This window comes from Neobacillus sp. PS3-34 (genome assembly GCF_030915465.1).
Classification (GTDB): Bacteria; Bacillota; Bacilli; order Bacillales; family Cytobacillaceae; genus Neobacillus_A.
Genome location: NZ_CP133267.1, coordinates 1,546,880 through 1,565,197, shown reverse-complemented (window position 1 = coordinate 1,565,197; position 18,318 = coordinate 1,546,880). Strand labels below are relative to the sequence as shown.

Genomic DNA, 18,318 nt, shown 5'->3' with positions numbered 1-18,318 from the left:
ATTTTTTTGGAAAAAGGTTATCTAATTCTGGAAACAGGAGAGGTCTTTGAAGGTGTATTGATCGGAGAACAGAAGGATTCTGAGGGTGAAGTCGTTTTCAACACAGGGATGACAGGATATCAGGAAATTATTTCTGATCCATCGTATGCTGGCCAAATCATCACTTTCTGCTATCCGATCATCGGAAATTACGGAGTGAATGAAATAGATGATGAAAGTATTAGCCCTTCTTTGGCGGGTGTCATTATTGGTGACCTATGCGAAACACCAAGCCATTACCAATCCATTAATAAATTTTCAGAAAAGCTCCAGCAGGCAGGAGTTCCAGGTATCGCCGGGATTGATACCCGGTTATTAGTAAAAACAATCAGGAAAAACGGAACTGTCAAGGGATTGATAAGCCGGAAAGAAGTATCCTGGAGCAATCTTGAACATACGGGTGAGCCACTGTTCTGGGTAGGAAAAGTGTCAACGAAAAAGCCTGTTTACTATAAAAATAATGGGCCGCATGTTGTATTAGTGGATTACGGTTATAAAAAATCAATCCTTCATGCTCTGCTTCAGGAGGGCTGTTCCGTGACGGTCGTCCCGTATAAAACTAGTTTTAAAGAAATACAGAAGCTTAAGCCTGATGGCGTTCTTTTTAGCAATGGACCAGGAGATCCAATGGAACTGGCGGATTGGTTTCCAGAAATTAAAAAAATCAGCCAAACCTATCCTTCATTAGGTATTTGTCTCGGGCACCAGCTAATCGCGCTGGCATTTGGGGCTAAAACAAAAAAATTAGAGTATGGCCATCGCGGAGCGAATCATCCAGTTAAGGAACTAAGAACCGGAAAAGTAAAAATTACGTCACAGAATCATGGGTATGTTGTGGTAGATGAGAGCATCGACCAAAGCATTTTTGAAGTGACGTATCGCAATGTGAATGACCAATCAATCGAGGGTTTACAGCATGTTGATTATCCAATAGTGACGGTACAGTTCCATCCTGAAGCACATCCTGGACCAAGGGATACTCTTCATCTGCTTGCTGACTTTGTGAGCCAATTAACTTCTGTGGGAGAGACACGTTATGCCATTTCATAAAAATTTAAAAAAGGTGCTGGTGATTGGGTCAGGTCCCATCGTGATCGGCGATGTGCAGAATTTGATTATGCTGGAACACAGGCATGTATTGCGCTGAAGGAAGAAGGAATTGAAGTAATCCTGATCAACAACAACCCGGCTACCATTATGACCGATGAAACGGTGGCAGACAAAGTGTATATAGAGCCGCTAACAGCTGCCACGATCGAAAAAATCATTGAAAAAGAGCGCCCGGATGGAATCATCGGAACATTGGGCGGGCAGACCGGTTTGAATTTGGCCGTCCAGCTTCATGAAGAGAATATTTTGCAAAAATATAATGTACAGCTCTTGGGAACCTCGGTGGAATCTATTAAAAATGGTGAGGACAGGGAAAGATTCAGGGATCTAATGATCAAAATAGGTGAACCTATCCCGGAATCGAAAATTATTAACAATGTTGATGAAGGATTAAGGTTTGTCAGTGAAATCGGGTACCCGGTCATCATAAGCCTGCCTATACCCTTGGCGGGGATGGTGGCGGTTTTGCGAATGACAAGAATGAATTAGAGGCAGTATTAAAAAAGGGTTTGTCTGCCAGCCCTATTCGCCAGGTTCTGGTTGAACGAAGCATAAAAGGCTGGAAGGAAATCGAGTATGAGGTCATGCGGGACAGCAACGATACGTGTATTATCGTCTGCAATATGGAAAATTTGGACCCGGTAGGAGTCCACACTGGCGATTCCATTGTCGTGGCACCGTCACAGACATTAACTGATTACCAATATCAAATGCTTCGCGATTCATCAATCAAAGTGATAAGAGAACTTGGGGTTATTGGGGGCTGTAATATTCAATTCGCTTTAAACCCGGTTTCAAATCAATATTGTATTATCGAAGTAAACCCAAGGGTCAGCCGTTCATCCGCATTGGCTTCAAAGGCAACAGGATATCCGATAGCAAGGATGGCAGCGAAATGCTCCATTGGCTATCACCTTGATGAAATTATCAATCCAATCACCGGAAATACGTTTGCCTCATTTGAACCGGCAATTGATTATATCGTAGTGAAGCTGCCGCGCTTCCCGTTTGATAAATTTCCTGAGGCAGACCGCACTTTGGGAACACAAATGAAGGCTACAGGCGAAGTAATGGCGATCGATCGGACATTTGAGGCCGCTTTAAATAAAGCCATCCGTTCACTTGAGATGAATCTTTACTCACTTAAAACGGACTTATACAAAAGCCATGAATCCGATAAGCTGCTGGAGATGATTAAGCAGCCAAATGACATGAGGTTATTCGCTATCGCAGAGGTTATGGCACGTGGCCTTAACGCAGAGGAAATCCATCGAATAACTGAAATTGATTTATGGTTTTTATACAAAATCGAGGCAATTGTGAAGCTTGAACAGCAATTATCTGCCTGTTCATGGGCAACGGCACCGGAATGGCTGCTGAAGGAAGCGAAACGCAAGAATGTTTCCGATCGGTTTTTATCACATATATTTTGCATACCGGAAAAAGAGATCAGGAGCAAGTGGAAGGTTATGAACTGGAAGCCCGGCTATAAAATGGTCGATACCTGTTCTGCGGAATTCGATGCGGTGACCCCATATTATTACTCAACCTGGACGGGTTCAGATGAGGTGGATGTTGACACTTCGCGTAAGATACTGGTTATAGGTTCAGGTCCGATAAGAATAGGGCAGGGGATTGAATTTGATTATTGTTCAGTCCATGCAGCTAAAGCAATAAAGAAAAAAGGTTTCCAGGCTGTAGTGATAAATAATAATCCAGAGACGGTGAGCACCGACTATTCCGTTGCAGACCGCCTTTACTTTGAGCCCCTTGCGGCAGAAGATGTTTTGAATGTAATTGAAAAAGAGGGAATCGAAGGAGTATTAATTCAGTTTGGCGGGCAGACGGCTATTAATCTCGCACATACCTTAAAAGAAGAGGGAGTTGTGATTCTGGGAACAGCCGTTGAAGATGTTGACCGTCTTGAGGATCGGGAAGCATTTTATACGCTTCTTCAATCTCTGAATATACCCCATATAGATGGGGTGGCAGCGGAGTCGCCAATGCAGCTGATTAATGCCGCTAATCAGCTTGGATATCCTGTTTTGGTTAGGCCTTCCTACGTAATTGGCGGACAGTCCATGTTTACTTTTTATAAAGATGAGGAGCTTCGGAGATATGTTAACCGTATCGAAGGAACTGCACAGGATAAAATGTGGCCGCTATTGGCAGACCGTTATTTGCCTGGGCTTGAATGTGAAATGGATATCATATGTGATGGGGAAAATATCGTTGTACCTGGCATATTTGAACATTTGGAAAAAGCAGGAGTACACTCCGGAGACAGTATTTCCGTCTTTCCTCCGATATCATTAACTCATGAAATGAAGTCGACACTAATTGATTATGCAGACCGAATTGCAAAAGCGCTGCCTGTAATCGGGATTATGAATATTCAATTTGTCATCTACGAAAATCAGATATTTGTTCTCGAGGTGAATCCACGGGCATCAAGGACTGTACCAATCATGAGCAAGGTAACCGGGATTCCAATGGTTGAATGGGCAACAAGGGTGCAATTAGGCGATTCCATCCAACATTTGCATGATCAAAAGGGATTGTTAAATGAACCGCCATATTACTCAGTAAAAGCCCCAATTTTCTCAAATGCAAAACTAAAAGGAGTTGACCCGGTTCTTGGCATGAGATGAAATCAACCGGTGAAAGTCTTGGCCTCGGAGTCACATTTGAGGAAGCTATGGGAAAGGCGGTATTGGCAGGTTCGGAAAATCCTTTTAATGAACCCGGAAATGGTTATATTTTATGTTCCATACCTGATAGGGAAAAATCAGAGAGCCTTCCGTTTATCCAGGAGATTGTAAACAAACATTTTAAGTTAGCTGCTACAGAAGGCACCGCCACTTTCCTTGAAGAGAATGGAATCATTCCAGCCGAGGTTATTAGAGAAAGAGAGCGCTTGAATGAACTTCTTTTGCAGCAAAAAATAAAAGCGATCATAAATCTTCCGGACCAGGGAAGAAATACAGAGACTTTCGGTTTTTATCTGCGCCAGGAGGCTGTTCGTTACAAAGTTCCATGCTTTACCCATTTAGATACAGTGAAAGCCGTAATGAACCTGAAAGCAGATTCTCAAGGCCAATTAGAGATAAGGACAGTAACTGAGCTTTATAGTTTAAAAGAAAAGAACCTGTCGAGCACTAACTGAGTCAGGTCTTTAGGCTGGATTACAGGTATGGCGATTTCAGTTTAATAGGAGGGGATTAAGTATGTTGAATGCTATCAATTTGGAAAATAAACAAGAATTATTGCAGCCCAATATGAAGGGGAAGAATTTTTTAAAGCTTGCAGATTTTAGCACTTCTGAGATTAATAGCTTACTAGAAACGGCATTGGAGCTGAAGAAGCTTCAAAAAGAAGGAAAATCGCACGGTGATCTTCCCGGTAAGGTACTAGGAATGATTTTTGAAAAATCATCGACCCGCACACGAGTTTCTTTTGAGGTAGGCATGATCCAGCTGGGTGGCCAGGCAATTTTCTTAAGCTCAAAGGATATTCAGCTGGGAAGAGGAGAAAGCATTTCAGATACCGCTAAAGTTTTATCCAGATATGTCGATGGACTCATGATAAGGACTTTCGAACATCATTTAATCGAGGAATTTGCTGATAATTCATCGGTCCCGGTCATAAATGGACTCACGGATTTGCATCACCCGACACAGGTATTGGCCGATTTGCTTACAATCCTTGAACATAAAGGAAAACTTAAGGGGCTAAAGCTTTGCTATATAGGAGATGGAAACAATAATATCGCCCACTCCTTGCTTGAAGGTGCCGTTAAGGTGGGAATGCATATAAGCATTTCCAGTCCAAAAGGATATGAGCCGAATGCGCAAATCGTCAGTGAGGCAAGAATAGCAGCCATGGAAACGGAATGTATCATCACTTTTACCAATGATCCTAAAGAGGCTATTGAACAGGCAGATATTGTTGTAACAGACGTATGGACCAGTATGGGGCAAGAGGATGAACAAAAACAGAGATTGGAAGACTTTAAGGGCTTCCAGGTGAACCAGGAGCTATGCGAAAAGGCTAAAGGTGATTTTATCTTCCTGCATTGTCTCCCAGCTCATCGCGGAGAAGAAGTAACTGCCGACATTATTGATGGTCCTCATTCAGTCGTTTTTGATGAGGCTGAAAACAGGCTGCACGCGCAAAAAGCTATATTAAAAAAATTATTGTAGATTTTTTGTTGTATTCGATGTATTATAATACCTATGAATGTATAAAAATACACAAATATGAGGTGCATATAAATGGCTAAAGAAAAAATCGTCTTAGCATATTCTGGCGGATTGGATACATCCGTTTCAGTTAAGTGGATACAAGAGAAATACGGTTATGATGTTATTGCTATGGGATTGGATGTAGGGGAAGGTAAGGATCTAGAGGCAATTCGAGAAAAAGCATTGAAGGTTGGCGCAGTCGAAGCTTATATGATTAATGCGAAAGAGCTTCTGGCGAAGGAATATATTTTGCCAGCGCTAAAAGCCAATTGTTTGTATGAAGGAAAATACCCACTTTCTTCAGCTCTTTCAAGACCATTAATTTCAAAATTATTAGTAGAAGTTGCCGAAAAAGAAGGGGCTTCTGCTGTTGCACACGGATGTACGGGTAAAGGAAACGACCAGGTTCGCTTTGAAGTTTCTATTCAAGCCTTGAATCCTTCCCTGAAGGTAGTTGCACCAGTACGTGAATGGGGGATGACACGTGATGAAGAGATTCTATATGCACAAGAAAATGGCATTCCTATCCCTGTTGATTTAGACAATCCTTTTTCGATTGATGCTAATATTTGGGGACGTGCTTGTGAGGCGGGAGTTCTTGAAAACCCTTGGGCAGAAGCACCGGAAGAAGCTTATGCATGGACAAATCCGATTCACCTTGCACCTGATGAAGCTGAATATGTAGAAATTGAATTTGTAAAAGGTGTGCCTGTAGCCCTTAATGGACAGGAGCTTCCATTGGTAGAGCTGATTGAGACACTAAATCAGCTTGGCGGCAATCATGGTGTCGGACGGATTGATCATATTGAAAATAGATTAGTAGGTATTAAATCAAGGGAAGTCTATGAAAATCCGGCTGCATTGATATTAATTAATGCGCATAAGGAATTGGAATTCCTTACTTTGCCACGTGAAGTAACACAATTCAAAACACAGGTTGACCAGCAAATGGCCAAAATTATTTACGAAGGACTATGGTATTCCCCGATAAAAAATGCCCTTGATGCTTTTATTGAAGAAACACAAAAAGTGGTGACAGGCACGATCAGGGTCAAGCTTCACAAAGGTAATCATACTGTAGTAGGGCGTAAATCACCGAATAGTCTTTACAATGAAGAATTGGCAACCTATTCAAAGGGCGATGCATTTGATCACAATGCTGCAGTCGGATTTATTAAAATTTGGGGCTTGCCAACAAAGGTTTATGCGGAAGTTAACGAAAAAGAAACAATTAAAAAATAATTGGCAGTAACCATAAATAACGCCCTCGAGTTTTTTGGGGGCGAAATCTTTTCCAGAATTAAAAAAGGGGGATAAAATGATGTCTAAGTTATGGGGCGGAAGGTTTACAAAGGAAACGAATAAATTAGTAGAAGAATTTACTGCCTCCATTTCCTTTGATAAAAAATTGGCCAAAGAAGATATTAAGGGAAGCCTGGCACATGTCCAAATGCTTGGGGAATGCGGTATTATCCCTACTGAGGATGCGGATAAAATCAAAGAAGGCCTCCAGTCAATTCATGAAATGATTGAGAACGGCGAAGTGGAATTTTCCATTGAAGATGAAGACATCCACATGAATATTGAAAAACTGCTGATTGAAAAAATTGGCCAAACGGGTGGCAAGCTGCATACAGGAAGAAGCCGGAACGACCAGGTGGCTACAGATATGCATCTTTACCTAAGAGAGAAGACAGAAGAAATTGTAAAACTCATTGAACATGTGCAAACTGCTTTAATTGATCAGGGAAGAAAGCATATTAACACCCTAATGCCTGGGTACACGCATCTTCAGCGTGCACAGCCGGTTTCATTTGCCCATCATTTAATGGCTTATTTTTGGATGTTTGAGCGAGATAAAGAGAGGCTGGTTGACAGCTTAAAAAGGATTAATTGGCTCCCGCTTGGTGCAGGGGCACTGGCAGGAACTACATTTCCAATTAAACGTGAGCGTGTCGCCGAATTGCTGGGCTTTGAAAAAGTTTATCCAAACAGCATGGATGCAGTCAGCGACCGTGATTTTATCCTCGAATTCCTTTCTATTGGTACGATTATTATGACTCATATCTCCAGATTTTCTGAAGAGCTTGTCATTTGGTCCAGCCAGGAATTTCGTTTCATTGAACTAGATGATTCTTTTTGCACAGGATCAAGCATCATGCCGCAAAAAAGAATCCTGATGTCCCTGAACTACTGAGAGGTAAAACAGGAAGGACGTATGGAAATTTGATAGGTTTGTTAACAGTATTAAAAGGGCTTCCACTGGCCTACAACAAAGATCTGCAGGAGGACAAGGAGGGAATGTTCGACACTGTTGAAACTTTGGAGGGATCATTGAAGCTTATGGCTCCTATGATTGAATCAATGAAAGTAAATGAAAATGTGATGCGCAGGGCGTTGAATCAGGATTTTTCCAATGCTACTGATATCGCTGATTACCTGGTGACAAAAGGGCTGCCTTTCCGGCAGGCACATGAGGTGATAGGGAAGATCGTATTATACTCCATTCAGCATGGAAAGTATCTCCTCGACCTTCAACTGGAAGAATACCGTAGCTTCAGTTCTCTGTTTAATGAGGATATATACGAGGTGTTATCTCCCGAGCACGTAGTAGGAGCACGCAATAGCTATGGTGGAACCTCGCCTGAACAGGTTGAAAAGCAAATTGCATTGGCAGAAATCACAATGGAAAATGCGCAATCCCTGCTTAAATAAGGCGATCAATATACAAGATAACAGACAGGCATTTTAATGTGTCCTGTCTTTTTTTTGGCTTTTAATCGTAAACCATATTGCTTTTGTAATAATAGGTGTCAAATTAGATGCGACTCAAGTCAAGTGTTGGTGAATTCAATGTTACTTGAGTCCGAACCAGAGGTGTATTCGGACAGGTTTGAACAAATCTAGGGTATTTAAGTCCGAATCAGAGGTGGGTCTTCATTGCTCCTTTGGATATCTTTTTTGCTGGGTTTTTGGTCATGACCTCGCTTATGAAGACCGTTTCTGGCATTAATGGCAGGCATTTCGGTCTTCATTCCCCTTATGAAGAACATTTCCAGCTCTCGAGCCATGGCTTTGGACCTTCATTGCTGCTTTTGGTATCTTTTTTGCTGGGATTTTGGCCATGACCCCGCTTATGAAGACCGTTTCTAGCATTTTATGGTAGGCGTTTCGGTCTTCATCCATCTTATGAAGACCATTTTCTGCTCTCGATGCAGGGCTTTGGGTCTTCATTGCTGCTTTTGGTATCTTTTTTGATAGGATTTTGGCCATGGCCTCATTTATGAAGACCGTTTCGGATCAATGGTACTTGAGTCCGAACCAGAGGTGTATTCTGACAGGTTTGGTGCTATAAAGGATAATCGAGTTAGAACCGGAGGATTTTGGTACAAACTCATATTTTAGAATTTGTTCGGCAAACAACAATCTTTTAGAAAACAGCCTTGCGAAAACAGCCTTTGTTTTTGACAACGACTTAAAATTCCCTTTACTTGTTTAAAAAACAAAAATAATTAATAATAAAGAAAACTTGTTAATTGATAGGCTTAAAGGAGGAAATCAATGAAACTTCGGGTATCCGCTGTGCAGTACCATCTGCATACAATCCAGTCTTTTGAAGAATTTGCACATCAATGTGAGCATTATATTAAAACGGCTGAGGAATTTGGGGCAGAATTTGTGTTGTTTCCGGAATTTTTTACAACTCAGCTGCTATCGATAGGTAATGGCCAGGGACAGAGCTTAAGCATAAATGATTTGCCGAATTTTACAGAACAATATAGAAACCTTTTTTCTTCGTTTGCGAAAAGTACCGGGATGCATATAATTGGCGGTACTCATGTAGTCGAAAGAGAAGGGAAATTATACAATACTGCCCACTTATTTTATCCAGACGGAAGAGTGGGTGAGCAGGCAAAGCTTCATATTACCCCGACGGAAGTCAATGAATGGAATATGGCCACGGGTGATTCATTTCAGATCTTTGATACGGATAAGGGAAGAATCGCTATTTTGACTTGTTACGATATTGAATTTCCGGAGATTGTCCGGATGGCGAAAGCTAAGGGAGCAGACGTCATTTTTTGCCCATCCTGCACGGATGACCGCCATGGTTTCCATCGCGTCCGTTATACAAGCCATGCCAGAGCGATAGAAAACCAGGTATATGTCGTATTGACAGGTACGGTTGGGCACCTTCCGACGGTTGATTTTATGCGCGCCAACTTTGGCCAGGCTGCGATTATTACACCAAACGATATCCCATTTCCACCAAAAGGCATCATGGTTGAGGGAGAAATTAATGATGATATGATTGTAACGGCTGATTTGGATTTGGAGCTTCTTTATGAGATCCGTGAACGGGGCTCCGTGACTACATGGCGCGACAGGCGGACAGATTTATATATCGACTGGGAAACAAAATAACCTCAGCGGAGATGTTGCTGTCATGTATCGAAGTGAATTCTATGTATTTGAAAAGGACCGACCTGTTTCCATCTGCATAAGAAATTATACAGAAAAGGATTTTGACGAACTCATTCAAATCCAGTCGGAATGCTTCCCCCTACCGTTCCCATCTGAGCTGTGGTGGAATAAAGATCAGCTTCATAACCATGTTTCATTGTTTCCGGATGGAGCGTTATGTGTGGAAGTAAATGGGGAGCTTGCAGGGTCCTTAACTGGTCTCTGTGTTGAATTTCAGCCAGATGAACCAAGCCATACTTGGGAAGAAATAACGGATCGTGGTTATATCAGGAATCATAATCCTAACGGAAATACACTTTACATTGTCGATATCAGTGTCCTGCCGAAGCATCGGAAGCTGGGACTTGGAAAGCTGATGATGCAATCTATGTATCATGTTGTCATTCAAAAAGGGCTGGACCGTCTGCTCGGTGGAGGAAGAATGCCTGGTTACCATAAGTGTGCTAGTGACATGACTGCTGACCAATATTTGGAGGCTGTCATGAAAGGGGATTTAAAAGACCCCGTCATCACATTTTTGCTCCGCTGTAACCGTGTGCCTTTAACCATTATTAACAACTACTTGGACGATGAAGAGTCGTGCCACAATGCAGTCTTAATGGAATGGAGAAACCCTTTTAATACTAAAGAACAGGAGCTGATGTAACAATGGAATACAAGAGAATTACTTCTATAGATGATTCTAATTTTAAAAAGCTTCATGATTTGATGGGAGAGATTTTTCCTCCTCAGGAAGTGTTAGAATACAGCCTCTGGAAGGAGCCGCTTGAAGATCCAGGCATACGTGTGTTTGTAGCGGTGGAAGAAAATCAAGTGGTTGGAGCAACCGAATACCGGTATTATAAGGATTGGAATATTGCAATGACTGATTTCACCATTATCAGCCGCCCTGGCCTGGGTATTGGACATTTCCTTGCACAGAACCGAAGCAGGGATTTAAAGGGACTAGCTAAGGAGAATGGAAAAGAGCTATCCGGTATGTTCGCGGAAATATATGATCCCTACCGGGTTGAGCATCATGAATTTGGCGGGGTAAAAGTAATGGATCCCTATGTACGCCGGGAAGTGCTTTCGCATCTTGGTTATAAGCGCCTTGACCTGAAATATGTTCATCCTTCCTGGGAGAACGATGGAAAAGCAGTCGAAGGACTAGATCTTTGCTTTATGCCAATGGAAGAAAGCACTAATGAAATTTCTGCGAGCCTAACAGCAGAATTCCTGACAACGTATTATTCTGTCCTTTCAAACAAACCGCAGGAGTGGCTTGCTATGATAGAGGAAATCAAAAGTAAAAACTCAATTGCCTTGCTTCCTTTATAAAGGGGAAATTTGAATTTTTAAATATATTGACAATTCTGATTTTATATCTTAATATTCTCATTATAATAAAAAACGTTAACTTAATATTGTATCTCTTATCCAGAGAGGCGGAGGGACTACCACGATGATGCCCGGCAACCTTCAAGATTATTCTTGAAAAGGTGCTAATTCCTGCAGGTTTTTAACCTGGAAGATAAGGGGAGGAATTTGAAGCCCTCTTCTTATGAAGGGGGCTTTTTAATATGCTGCTTATTCCTGATGATTTCAGCCCCTTTAAAAATCTATATGAATGATTCATAAGAACTGAAGGAAGGGACGTGGAGGGATGGAAAGTCTGAAGGTGGCATTGCTTGGTTTTGGTACTGTGGGGGAAGGGGTTTATAGAACAATCGGAACCCATCAGGAAAGGCTGCAAAAAATTCTTGGAAAAAGAGTAGAAGTTGTAGCTGTGCTGATTCGAGATGCGAGGAAGCGGCGCAATATCGAAGGGGACGTTTTGATCACTGCGGATTTTAATGACATTCTAAGCCTTCCCCAGCTGGATGTTGTGATAGAGGCAATTGTAGAAAAAGAGCCTTCTTACACGTATTTGAAAAAGGCGATTAAAAAGGGCGCTCATATTATAACAGCAAACAAGGAAATGTTTGCCCATCACGGTAAGGAGTTAATCGAACTTGCAGAGAAATATAAGGTTTCTGTAGGATTTGAGGCAACTGTTGCAGGGGGGGTACCCATTATTCAAACGCTTCGCCAGCTGTTAATGGTGAATAGCGTTCAAAAAATTGAAGGGATTTTAAATGGTACCTCAAATTTTATCCTATCGGAAATGCGTGAAAAGAAACAGGCTTTCGCAGGTGCACTATTCCAGGCACAAGAAAATGGTTATGCGGAAGCAGATCCCTCTAATGATGTCGAGGGAACGGATGCCTTTTACAAATTAATGATCTTGAGTAAACTAGCTTTTGGAAAGCAGCCTGATTGGAACAAGGTTGAGATTGCCGGAATCACATCTATCACAGGAGAATTGGTGGTGGAGGCGCAAAAGCTGGGATTGCGGTTTAAGCATATTGCTTCAGTGCAGAATGTTAACGGACGAATTATTGCTTCTGTAAAGCCTGCCCTCGTCACAAGATCCCATCCTTTTTACCATATTGAAGGTGTGCAAAATGCAGTCAATATACAAGCAGATATTGTAGGTGGCATTACCTTGAGCGGCCCGGGGCGGGGATGTATCCGACGGCGAGTGCGTTGATAGAAGACCTTGTTCAAATTAATAAAGATGCAGCAGTTTCTTTTTCTAATGCCTCCGCTATTCTGGAGGGCAGAGAAAATAAAAAAGAAAGAGCCTACTGGCTTATAGCACGTTTGGAAAAGAAAATGATAATTCCAGCATTGGAATGGGTTGAACAGCTTTCAAACGGCAGTTCCATTGTAAAGTGCGATAAAAAAGTGATAAAGAAACTTTCAGACCAAAATCCCGCCCTGATTTTTTATCCGATTATGGGGGAAATTGAACTGGAAAAGGATCATCAATCCCGCTATGTATCATCATGGTTATAAGAAAAGCACGCTCTGCAGCGTGCTTTTTTCGTTGTTTAGGAAATTATAAAATTAAATGATGTGGATACCTTCTACCAAGTTGTATTAATCTAGCTCCAGCGCCCAGCCAGTTTTCATCTTTGAAAAGCTCCATTGAATATCTTGCTCCAAGCATGACCTTTAGGTGATGCTTGGAGCAGCTCGGGGTCATAAGCCAAATCACTCCAGAAATCAGGATTTCCTGCGTGATTCGTCTTATGCCTGTCGGGGCTAACCAGGGCCTTCCGCCTTTTGTTCAATTATAGATTTTCCACATCAAGTGAATGGACAAGCTCGATGAGTATATTCTTATATTTATTGACGGAATCGCAGATGACATATTCTTCATCCCCATGCCAATTAGCACCACTTGGACCAAATTCAATGGCAGGAACACCGTGTTTAGCAAAAAATACCGTATCCGCGGTGCCGTGCTGACCAAAGAAAACAGTAGGGCTCTGGCTATGCTTCTCCACAATGGGATCGAGCGATGTTAGCACAGGGTGATTCATATCGGTATTGATAGGTTCAGCAAACATATTGACGAATACAGTCCCCTCCGTTACACTCTCGATTTGTTTGAGAATATCTTCTTTATTTTGGGTAGGAAGAAAGCGAATATCGAAACACATTAAGCACTCATCTGGAACCTTATTATATGCATCCCCTGCCTGTATTTTTGCCAGATTGATAGAAGGGAAGTCATAATAACTCGTACTTTCCTGTGTAAAAGGCAGCTTAAGAATCCTTTCATAAATCTGGTATGCTTTCTCAATCGCATTTACTCCTTCCCATGGACGGCTGCCATGGGCGGATTTCCCTCTGATCTTCAAATCAAGCCGCAATACTCCTTTTGCCTGATGGGCAATGCCGAGTTGGGTGGGTTCAGAGCAGATCACGAAATTGCCTAAATAACCATTCTCCGCTAAGTATCCAGAGCAATTGAAACCGCCAATCTCCTCATCTGCGACAATTTGCAGCTGTACTTTAAATCCTGGATCCTCGTCTTTCAATTCATAAAGTGCGCACATCATCGCTGCTACACCTGCTTTCATATCTGCTGCCCCGCGGCCGTAAAGCTTCCCGTCGATTTCAAAAGGAATAAACTGGTTCGGATTTCCGCTTACCACATCCACATGTCCGTTAAATACAAGCGTTTTTTCTCCTTTGCCAATTTCACAAACAATCATTCTATAGCCATTGTTTTCTAGCTTGCAGTATTCCAACCCGTGACTTGACAGCCATTCACCGCAAAAATCGACCGCCTGATTTGCACCTTTTTTCGTGCTGCTTTCAATTGAAATAAGCTCGTTTAACAGATTTATTAACATTTAATCACATACCTCCAAAACACTTTTGTTTTTATGATTCTTTTCCCTTTATTATGTTCATTCATGCAAAATAGCCATTATATGATATTACCTTGAGGTCTAAAAGAAATAGTCCACAGACTTATCCACAATGAATTATTTGGTTTTCTAATGATCCACAGCTTTATCCCCATAATCCACATAAGGTAAAGAGTTATATATATAATACCATTTTCAACTAACGAAATTAACATTCATATCCTGTTCACATTCTCTTCATATTTCCAACATTAATATGTTAAAAAACTGTGAAAGCCGTTGTTTATTGAAATGATTGAGCGTATATTAAAAGTGAAGAGAGGGAAGTGGGAAAATTCACAATCTTTCTTCAGTAAATTAGCTCAGCTGGCTAAAATTATTTCCCCGACAAAGGGAAAAGTCGTATGTACCCAATGGTATTTGTGAAATTATTCACATGAATATTAGGAGATGATTAGCATGAGATGGTTTAAAACCCCTCAAGCTGCAGTAGTTTGGACAGTAATCAGGATTTGGCTCGGACTTCAATGGATCGAAGCAGGCTGGGGAAAAATCACAGGCGGATTTGATGCAGGAGGTTTCTTGAAAGGTGCATTGGCCAATGCAACAGGTGAGCATCCAGCCGTTCAAAGCTGGTATGCAGCATTCATTGAAAACTTTGCAGTTCCAAACGTTCATATATTCAACGTTTTAATCCCATATGGTGAGCTTCTCGTAGGTTTAGGATTGATTCTTGGTTTAGCAACTATTCCAGCGATTGTAGCAGGAGCTTTCATGAACCTGAACTTTATGTTAGCCGGTACAACCAGCACAAACCCTATTCTTTATACAGCAGCCATTATACTTTTATTTGCAGGAAGCGGTGCCTATTACTTTGGTGTTGACCGTTATACGGTTCCATTTATCAAAGGCTATTTCAATAAGAACAATCCGAAAAATGATGCTCACAGCCTCTAAATTAATTCAATTTTAAACGGGTTCTGTTGCAGTAATCAGCTGCACAACCTCTCAATAGGGCCGGTTGAAATAAATCTTTCTTTACCCCCTTAAATATAGTTAAAGAAGCAGGAAATCCTGCTTCTTCTTTTTGTGGCATGAATAATCGTTACTTCTTTTTCTTTCTTGCCCGCTGGTTTGCGGCATTGGAACGAGCCTGTGCTTCCAGGTCCGCCTGATCGGCAAGCTCTTGTGAATATTCTACATCAATGCCGTCAGACTTAAGGTTTTTTGGCACTTGTGGAAGTGATCCTTTATTTTTATCACGAGTTTTATGCTTATTTGCACGGCCCATTACAAAAAACCCCTCTCATAGATAAAGTAGCACCTGGAAATACGGAAACAATGTTTCCGTACTCTTATTTTTAGCAAAAAGGCACACACCATGAGTGGAAAATTTTTGAACAGATTCGTAATCCATAGTACTTTCTTAATATTTTTGAGAATTAATGCTTTGATTTTCTTTCGGCAAAGCCTCCAGCACGGTCGGCCATTTTAAAATCTCTTCGATATGCTACTTCCTGCATGCTTGTTAAGGTGAATTTTGGTTTTTCCTTTTTCTTTTTTTCCACTTGAATCCTTCCTTTCAGCATTTTTTTCGACCATTTCCATTTTTGCCTAGAAGATAAGGAAAGATACGGGTATCTAAAGAAAATATATTTTTTAGGGCTGATGAAAGCTCAGTGTATTGGAATTCAAATCCCTCTTTAATAAGTTTAACAGGCTGGACTTGTTGGCCTTCCAGTACCAGCGTGCTCATTTCGCCTAAAAGTAATTTAAGGGCAAAACCTGGAACAGGGAGCCAGTGAGGACGCTTTAAAACAGAGCCCAATATCCTGCCGAATACATCCATTGTGACAGGATGTGGAGCCGTAAAATTCACAGGTCCCCTGAGCTCTTCATGATGGAACGCAAAAAGTATGCCTCTCACTACATCATCAATATGGATCCATGAAACCCATTGCTGGCCGCTGCCTACTCTTCCGCCTGCAAAAAATCGATATGGAAGAGCAATACGTGAAAGAGCGCCCTTAGAACGATCAAGTATGATTCCAAATCTGCACAGGACTATGCGGATTCCTAATGAAGAAGCTTCCATTGCTTTCTGTTCCCAATTCTTTACGGTATTCGCCAAAAAATCATTGCCTGGAATGTTGTCTTCTTCAGTGAATAGTTCACTTTCTGAGGTTCCATAATATCCAATTGCACTTGCGTTTATAAGGACACGCGGCTTTCTATCCATTTTTCTGAAGATTTCCAGCAGCTCCCCCGTACTTTGGAGCCGACTTTCCAGTATTCTTTTCTTTTGTTCCCCGGTCCAGCGTCCACTATTTATGGATTCTCCGGCCAAATTTATGAAAACGTCTGTAGCATTGAGATCTTCCCATGGTTTCGATTCATCATTCAGCCATTGAACAAAATGGAGGTTCCTTTTACCAGAAGGAGAGTTTTTCCGTCTTGTTAAAATAAAAACTTCATGATTTTGAGAAAGTAATTCATTTGTTAACGCCTTCCCAACGAAGCCCGTTCCACCAGCTATGGCAATTTTCATAAGAACACTCCTTTTTTAGTACACATTACTATTATTTTATAATGTATTTTAATAAAAAACCCTCTGTGGATGTGTTACTCTTAAGATAGAGGTGAGATTGATGCCAATTATTACAAAAATCACTACTCAGCAAAAAAGACAGGACAGATATAATATTTTCATGGATTACGGCAATGGTGAGCAATATGCTTTTAGTGTGGACGAGAATGTCCTTTTAAAGTTCCGGATGAAAAAGGGTATGGAATTGGATGACCTTTCTTTAATGGAAATAAATTATCAGGATGATATCAGGAAGGCCTACAATCTTGCAATCAGTCATCTTGCTTCAAGGATTCGGTCCGAAAAAGAAATAAGGGATTATTTAAGTAAAAAAGAAATGGAAGACCCGGTCATAAATGAAGTAGTGCATAAATTGATTCAGCAAAATTATATAAATGATTTGGATTTTGCATTGGCTTATGTCAGGACACAAATGAACACTACCGATAAAGGGATAAATATAATTAAGACAGAGTTAAAAGAAAAGGGCATAACAGGATCAATGATGGAGGATGCCTTGAAGGAGTACCCTTTTGAAATTCAGGTAGAAAAGGCTGTAAAGCTCTGTGATAAAAATAGCAAAAAGAATACGAAAGAATCAAAAAGGATGGCTGAGCAAAAGCTGGAAAGCATGCTGATGAGAAAAGGATATCCTTTTGATGTCATTCAAATTGCTGTCAAGGAAAATAAGGAAGTCGATGATGAACAGGAAAATGATGAATTCAATGCCATCCGCTTTCAAGGGGAAAAGCTCCAACGGAAATACTCAAAATATAACGGTTTTGAATATAAGCAAAAAATGAAGCAGGCTTTATTCAGAAAAGGATTTTCGTTTGATTTGATCGAACGATTTTTGGATGAGCAAGAACATGAGGAATAAAAAATCATGACATGGAGTCATGATTTTTTATTTTCAATAATAATTTCATCCTGTTCCATTTGGCTAATGATGATCTCAGCGACGTCACTGGATGATCGTAAACGAGAGGTATCTTTAATGTGGTCACTATCTTCCCAAAACGGAGTATCCATTCCGCCCATATAAACTGCTGTAAACTTAATGCCTGTCCCTTCATATTCCTTTTGAAGGCTTTCAGTAAATCCCTTTAGGGCGAATTTACTTGCACAATATACTGCTTCGTTTACTTTGCCTCGCAATCCTGCTGTGGAAATAATATTGATTATATGCCCTTCATTTAAATGAGAGAGAATAGTACCTGTCATTTGAATAGTCCCTATAACATTTGTATCAATCATTTCAGCGATTTCGTTGTTTTTCATTTGGACAAATGGCCAAAGTGGCCAACACCTGCGTTATTCACAAGACCATAAACCTGAAATTTTTTACAAAGTTCTTCTGTTTTTTTATTAATGTCATCGGCATTTCTGATATCAAGCTCAACGAAATCTGAACTTCCGCCACGATTCTCAATTTCTTGTTTGACTGCTGCCAATTTTTCTTCATTTCTTCCTGCTAAAATGATATGGTAGTTTTTTTCTGCTAACAACAGCGATAAATCTCTTCCCAATCCAGAACCGGCTCCGGTAATAATAAATGATTTCATTTTGGTCTCCTCGTTGAAGTTTCTTTTCTTTAATAATCATA

Annotated in this window: 15 protein-coding genes, 3 pseudogenes and 1 riboswitch; of the genes and pseudogenes, 12 read left to right on the top strand and 6 right to left on the bottom strand. The window is 40.9% G+C overall.

Features of this window, described 5'->3' with window-relative positions; genetic code table 11:
• The first annotated feature begins 6 nt into the window (after window positions 1–6).
• The 5 genes and pseudogenes from RCG23_RS08085 to argH all read left to right on the top strand — a co-directional run bounded on the left by RCG23_RS08085 (window position 7) and on the right by argH (window position 8,108).
• The gene (locus RCG23_RS08085) at window positions 7–1,089 is read left to right on the top strand and encodes a carbamoyl phosphate synthase small subunit (protein ID WP_308179288.1); all 1,083 of its coding nucleotides are present in this window, start codon (window positions 7–9) and stop codon (window positions 1,087–1,089) included.
• Window positions 1,076–4,315: pseudogene (gene carB / locus RCG23_RS08080) on the top strand (carbamoyl-phosphate synthase (glutamine-hydrolyzing) large subunit). The gene RCG23_RS08085 and the pseudogene carB overlap by 14 nt, the downstream one beginning before the upstream one ends.
• Window positions 4,316–4,376: 61 nt before the next feature.
• Window positions 4,377–5,351, top strand: coding sequence for an ornithine carbamoyltransferase (argF, locus tag RCG23_RS08075; protein WP_374049816.1), 975 nt, complete (start codon window positions 4,377–4,379; stop codon window positions 5,349–5,351).
• A 72-nt stretch (window positions 5,352–5,423) separates the two neighbouring features.
• Window positions 5,424–6,635 carry an argininosuccinate synthase gene (locus RCG23_RS08070; RefSeq protein ID WP_308179287.1) on the top strand — a complete coding sequence of 404 codons (1,212 nt, stop codon included), beginning with the start codon at window positions 5,424–5,426 and terminating at the stop codon, window positions 6,633–6,635.
• 79 nt (window positions 6,636–6,714) lie between these two features.
• Window positions 6,715–8,108 (top strand): annotated as a pseudogene (gene argH / locus RCG23_RS08065) (argininosuccinate lyase).
• Between the two features lie 294 nt (window positions 8,109–8,402).
• Here the strand turns inward: argH and RCG23_RS08060 are convergent.
• A complete protein-coding gene (locus tag RCG23_RS08060) occupies window positions 8,403–8,666 on the bottom strand; it encodes a hypothetical protein (RefSeq protein WP_308179286.1) in 264 nt (87 codons plus the stop codon).
• Window positions 8,667–8,954: 288 nt separating this feature from the next.
• Here RCG23_RS08060 and RCG23_RS08055 point away from each other — a divergent pair, with 288 nt between their 5' ends.
• From RCG23_RS08055 to RCG23_RS08035, 5 genes are all read left to right on the top strand, one after another.
• A complete protein-coding gene (locus RCG23_RS08055) occupies window positions 8,955–9,818 on the top strand; it encodes a carbon-nitrogen hydrolase family protein (RefSeq protein ID WP_308179285.1) in 864 nt (287 codons plus the stop codon).
• 22 nt (window positions 9,819–9,840) lie between these two features.
• Window positions 9,841–10,524 (top strand): GNAT family N-acetyltransferase, encoded by a 684-nt coding sequence (locus RCG23_RS08050; protein ID WP_308179284.1) that lies wholly within the window; start codon window positions 9,841–9,843, stop codon window positions 10,522–10,524.
• Window positions 10,525–10,526: 2 nt separating this feature from the next.
• Window positions 10,527–11,198, top strand: coding sequence for a GNAT family N-acetyltransferase (locus RCG23_RS08045; RefSeq protein WP_308179283.1), 672 nt, complete (start codon window positions 10,527–10,529; stop codon window positions 11,196–11,198).
• Between the two features lie 92 nt (window positions 11,199–11,290).
• Window positions 11,291–11,398, top strand: a riboswitch (SAM riboswitch).
• Between the two features lie 125 nt (window positions 11,399–11,523).
• Window positions 11,524–12,450 carry a homoserine dehydrogenase gene (locus tag RCG23_RS08040; RefSeq protein ID WP_308179282.1) on the top strand — a complete coding sequence of 309 codons (927 nt, stop codon included), beginning with the start codon at window positions 11,524–11,526 and terminating at the stop codon, window positions 12,448–12,450.
• Window positions 12,426–12,758, top strand: a complete 333-nt coding sequence (locus RCG23_RS08035; RefSeq protein WP_308179281.1) for a hypothetical protein — start codon at window positions 12,426–12,428, stop codon at window positions 12,756–12,758. The genes RCG23_RS08040 and RCG23_RS08035 overlap by 25 nt, the downstream gene beginning before the upstream one ends.
• Window positions 12,759–13,036: 278 nt before the next feature.
• Here the strand turns inward: RCG23_RS08035 and RCG23_RS08030 are convergent, their stop codons facing one another.
• Entirely contained in the window at window positions 13,037–14,107 is a 1,071-nt protein-coding gene (locus RCG23_RS08030; protein WP_308179280.1) for a M20 family metallopeptidase, read from the bottom strand.
• 477 nt (window positions 14,108–14,584) lie between these two features.
• Here RCG23_RS08030 and RCG23_RS08025 point away from each other — a divergent pair, with 477 nt between their 5' ends.
• A complete protein-coding gene (locus RCG23_RS08025; RefSeq protein WP_308179279.1) occupies window positions 14,585–15,082 on the top strand; it encodes a DoxX family membrane protein in 498 nt (165 codons plus the stop codon).
• Window positions 15,083–15,230: 148 nt separating this feature from the next.
• On the opposite strand, the gene RCG23_RS08020 is transcribed toward RCG23_RS08025, so the two are convergent.
• The 3 genes from RCG23_RS08020 to RCG23_RS08010 all read right to left on the bottom strand — a co-directional run bounded on the left by RCG23_RS08020 (window position 15,231) and on the right by RCG23_RS08010 (window position 16,673).
• Entirely contained in the window at window positions 15,231–15,416 is a 186-nt protein-coding gene (locus RCG23_RS08020) for a YfhD family protein (RefSeq protein ID WP_308179278.1), read from the bottom strand.
• 151 nt (window positions 15,417–15,567) lie between these two features.
• Window positions 15,568–15,714, bottom strand: coding sequence for a YfhE family protein (locus RCG23_RS08015; RefSeq protein ID WP_308179277.1), 147 nt, complete (start codon window positions 15,712–15,714; stop codon window positions 15,568–15,570).
• Window positions 15,708–16,673 (bottom strand): TIGR01777 family oxidoreductase, encoded by a 966-nt coding sequence (locus RCG23_RS08010; RefSeq protein WP_308179275.1) that lies wholly within the window; start codon window positions 16,671–16,673, stop codon window positions 15,708–15,710. Before RCG23_RS08010 ends, RCG23_RS08015 begins: the two co-directional genes overlap by 7 nt.
• 100 nt (window positions 16,674–16,773) lie before the next feature.
• Between RCG23_RS08010 and recX the strand changes: the two genes are divergently transcribed.
• Window positions 16,774–17,592 (top strand): recombination regulator RecX, encoded by an 819-nt coding sequence (recX, locus tag RCG23_RS08005; protein ID WP_308179274.1) that lies wholly within the window; start codon window positions 16,774–16,776, stop codon window positions 17,590–17,592.
• A gap of 17 nt (window positions 17,593–17,609) precedes the next feature.
• Here the strand turns inward: recX and RCG23_RS08000 are convergent.
• A pseudogene (locus tag RCG23_RS08000) lies at window positions 17,610–18,277 on the bottom strand (SDR family NAD(P)-dependent oxidoreductase).
• Between the last annotated feature and the right edge of the window lie 41 nt (window positions 18,278–18,318).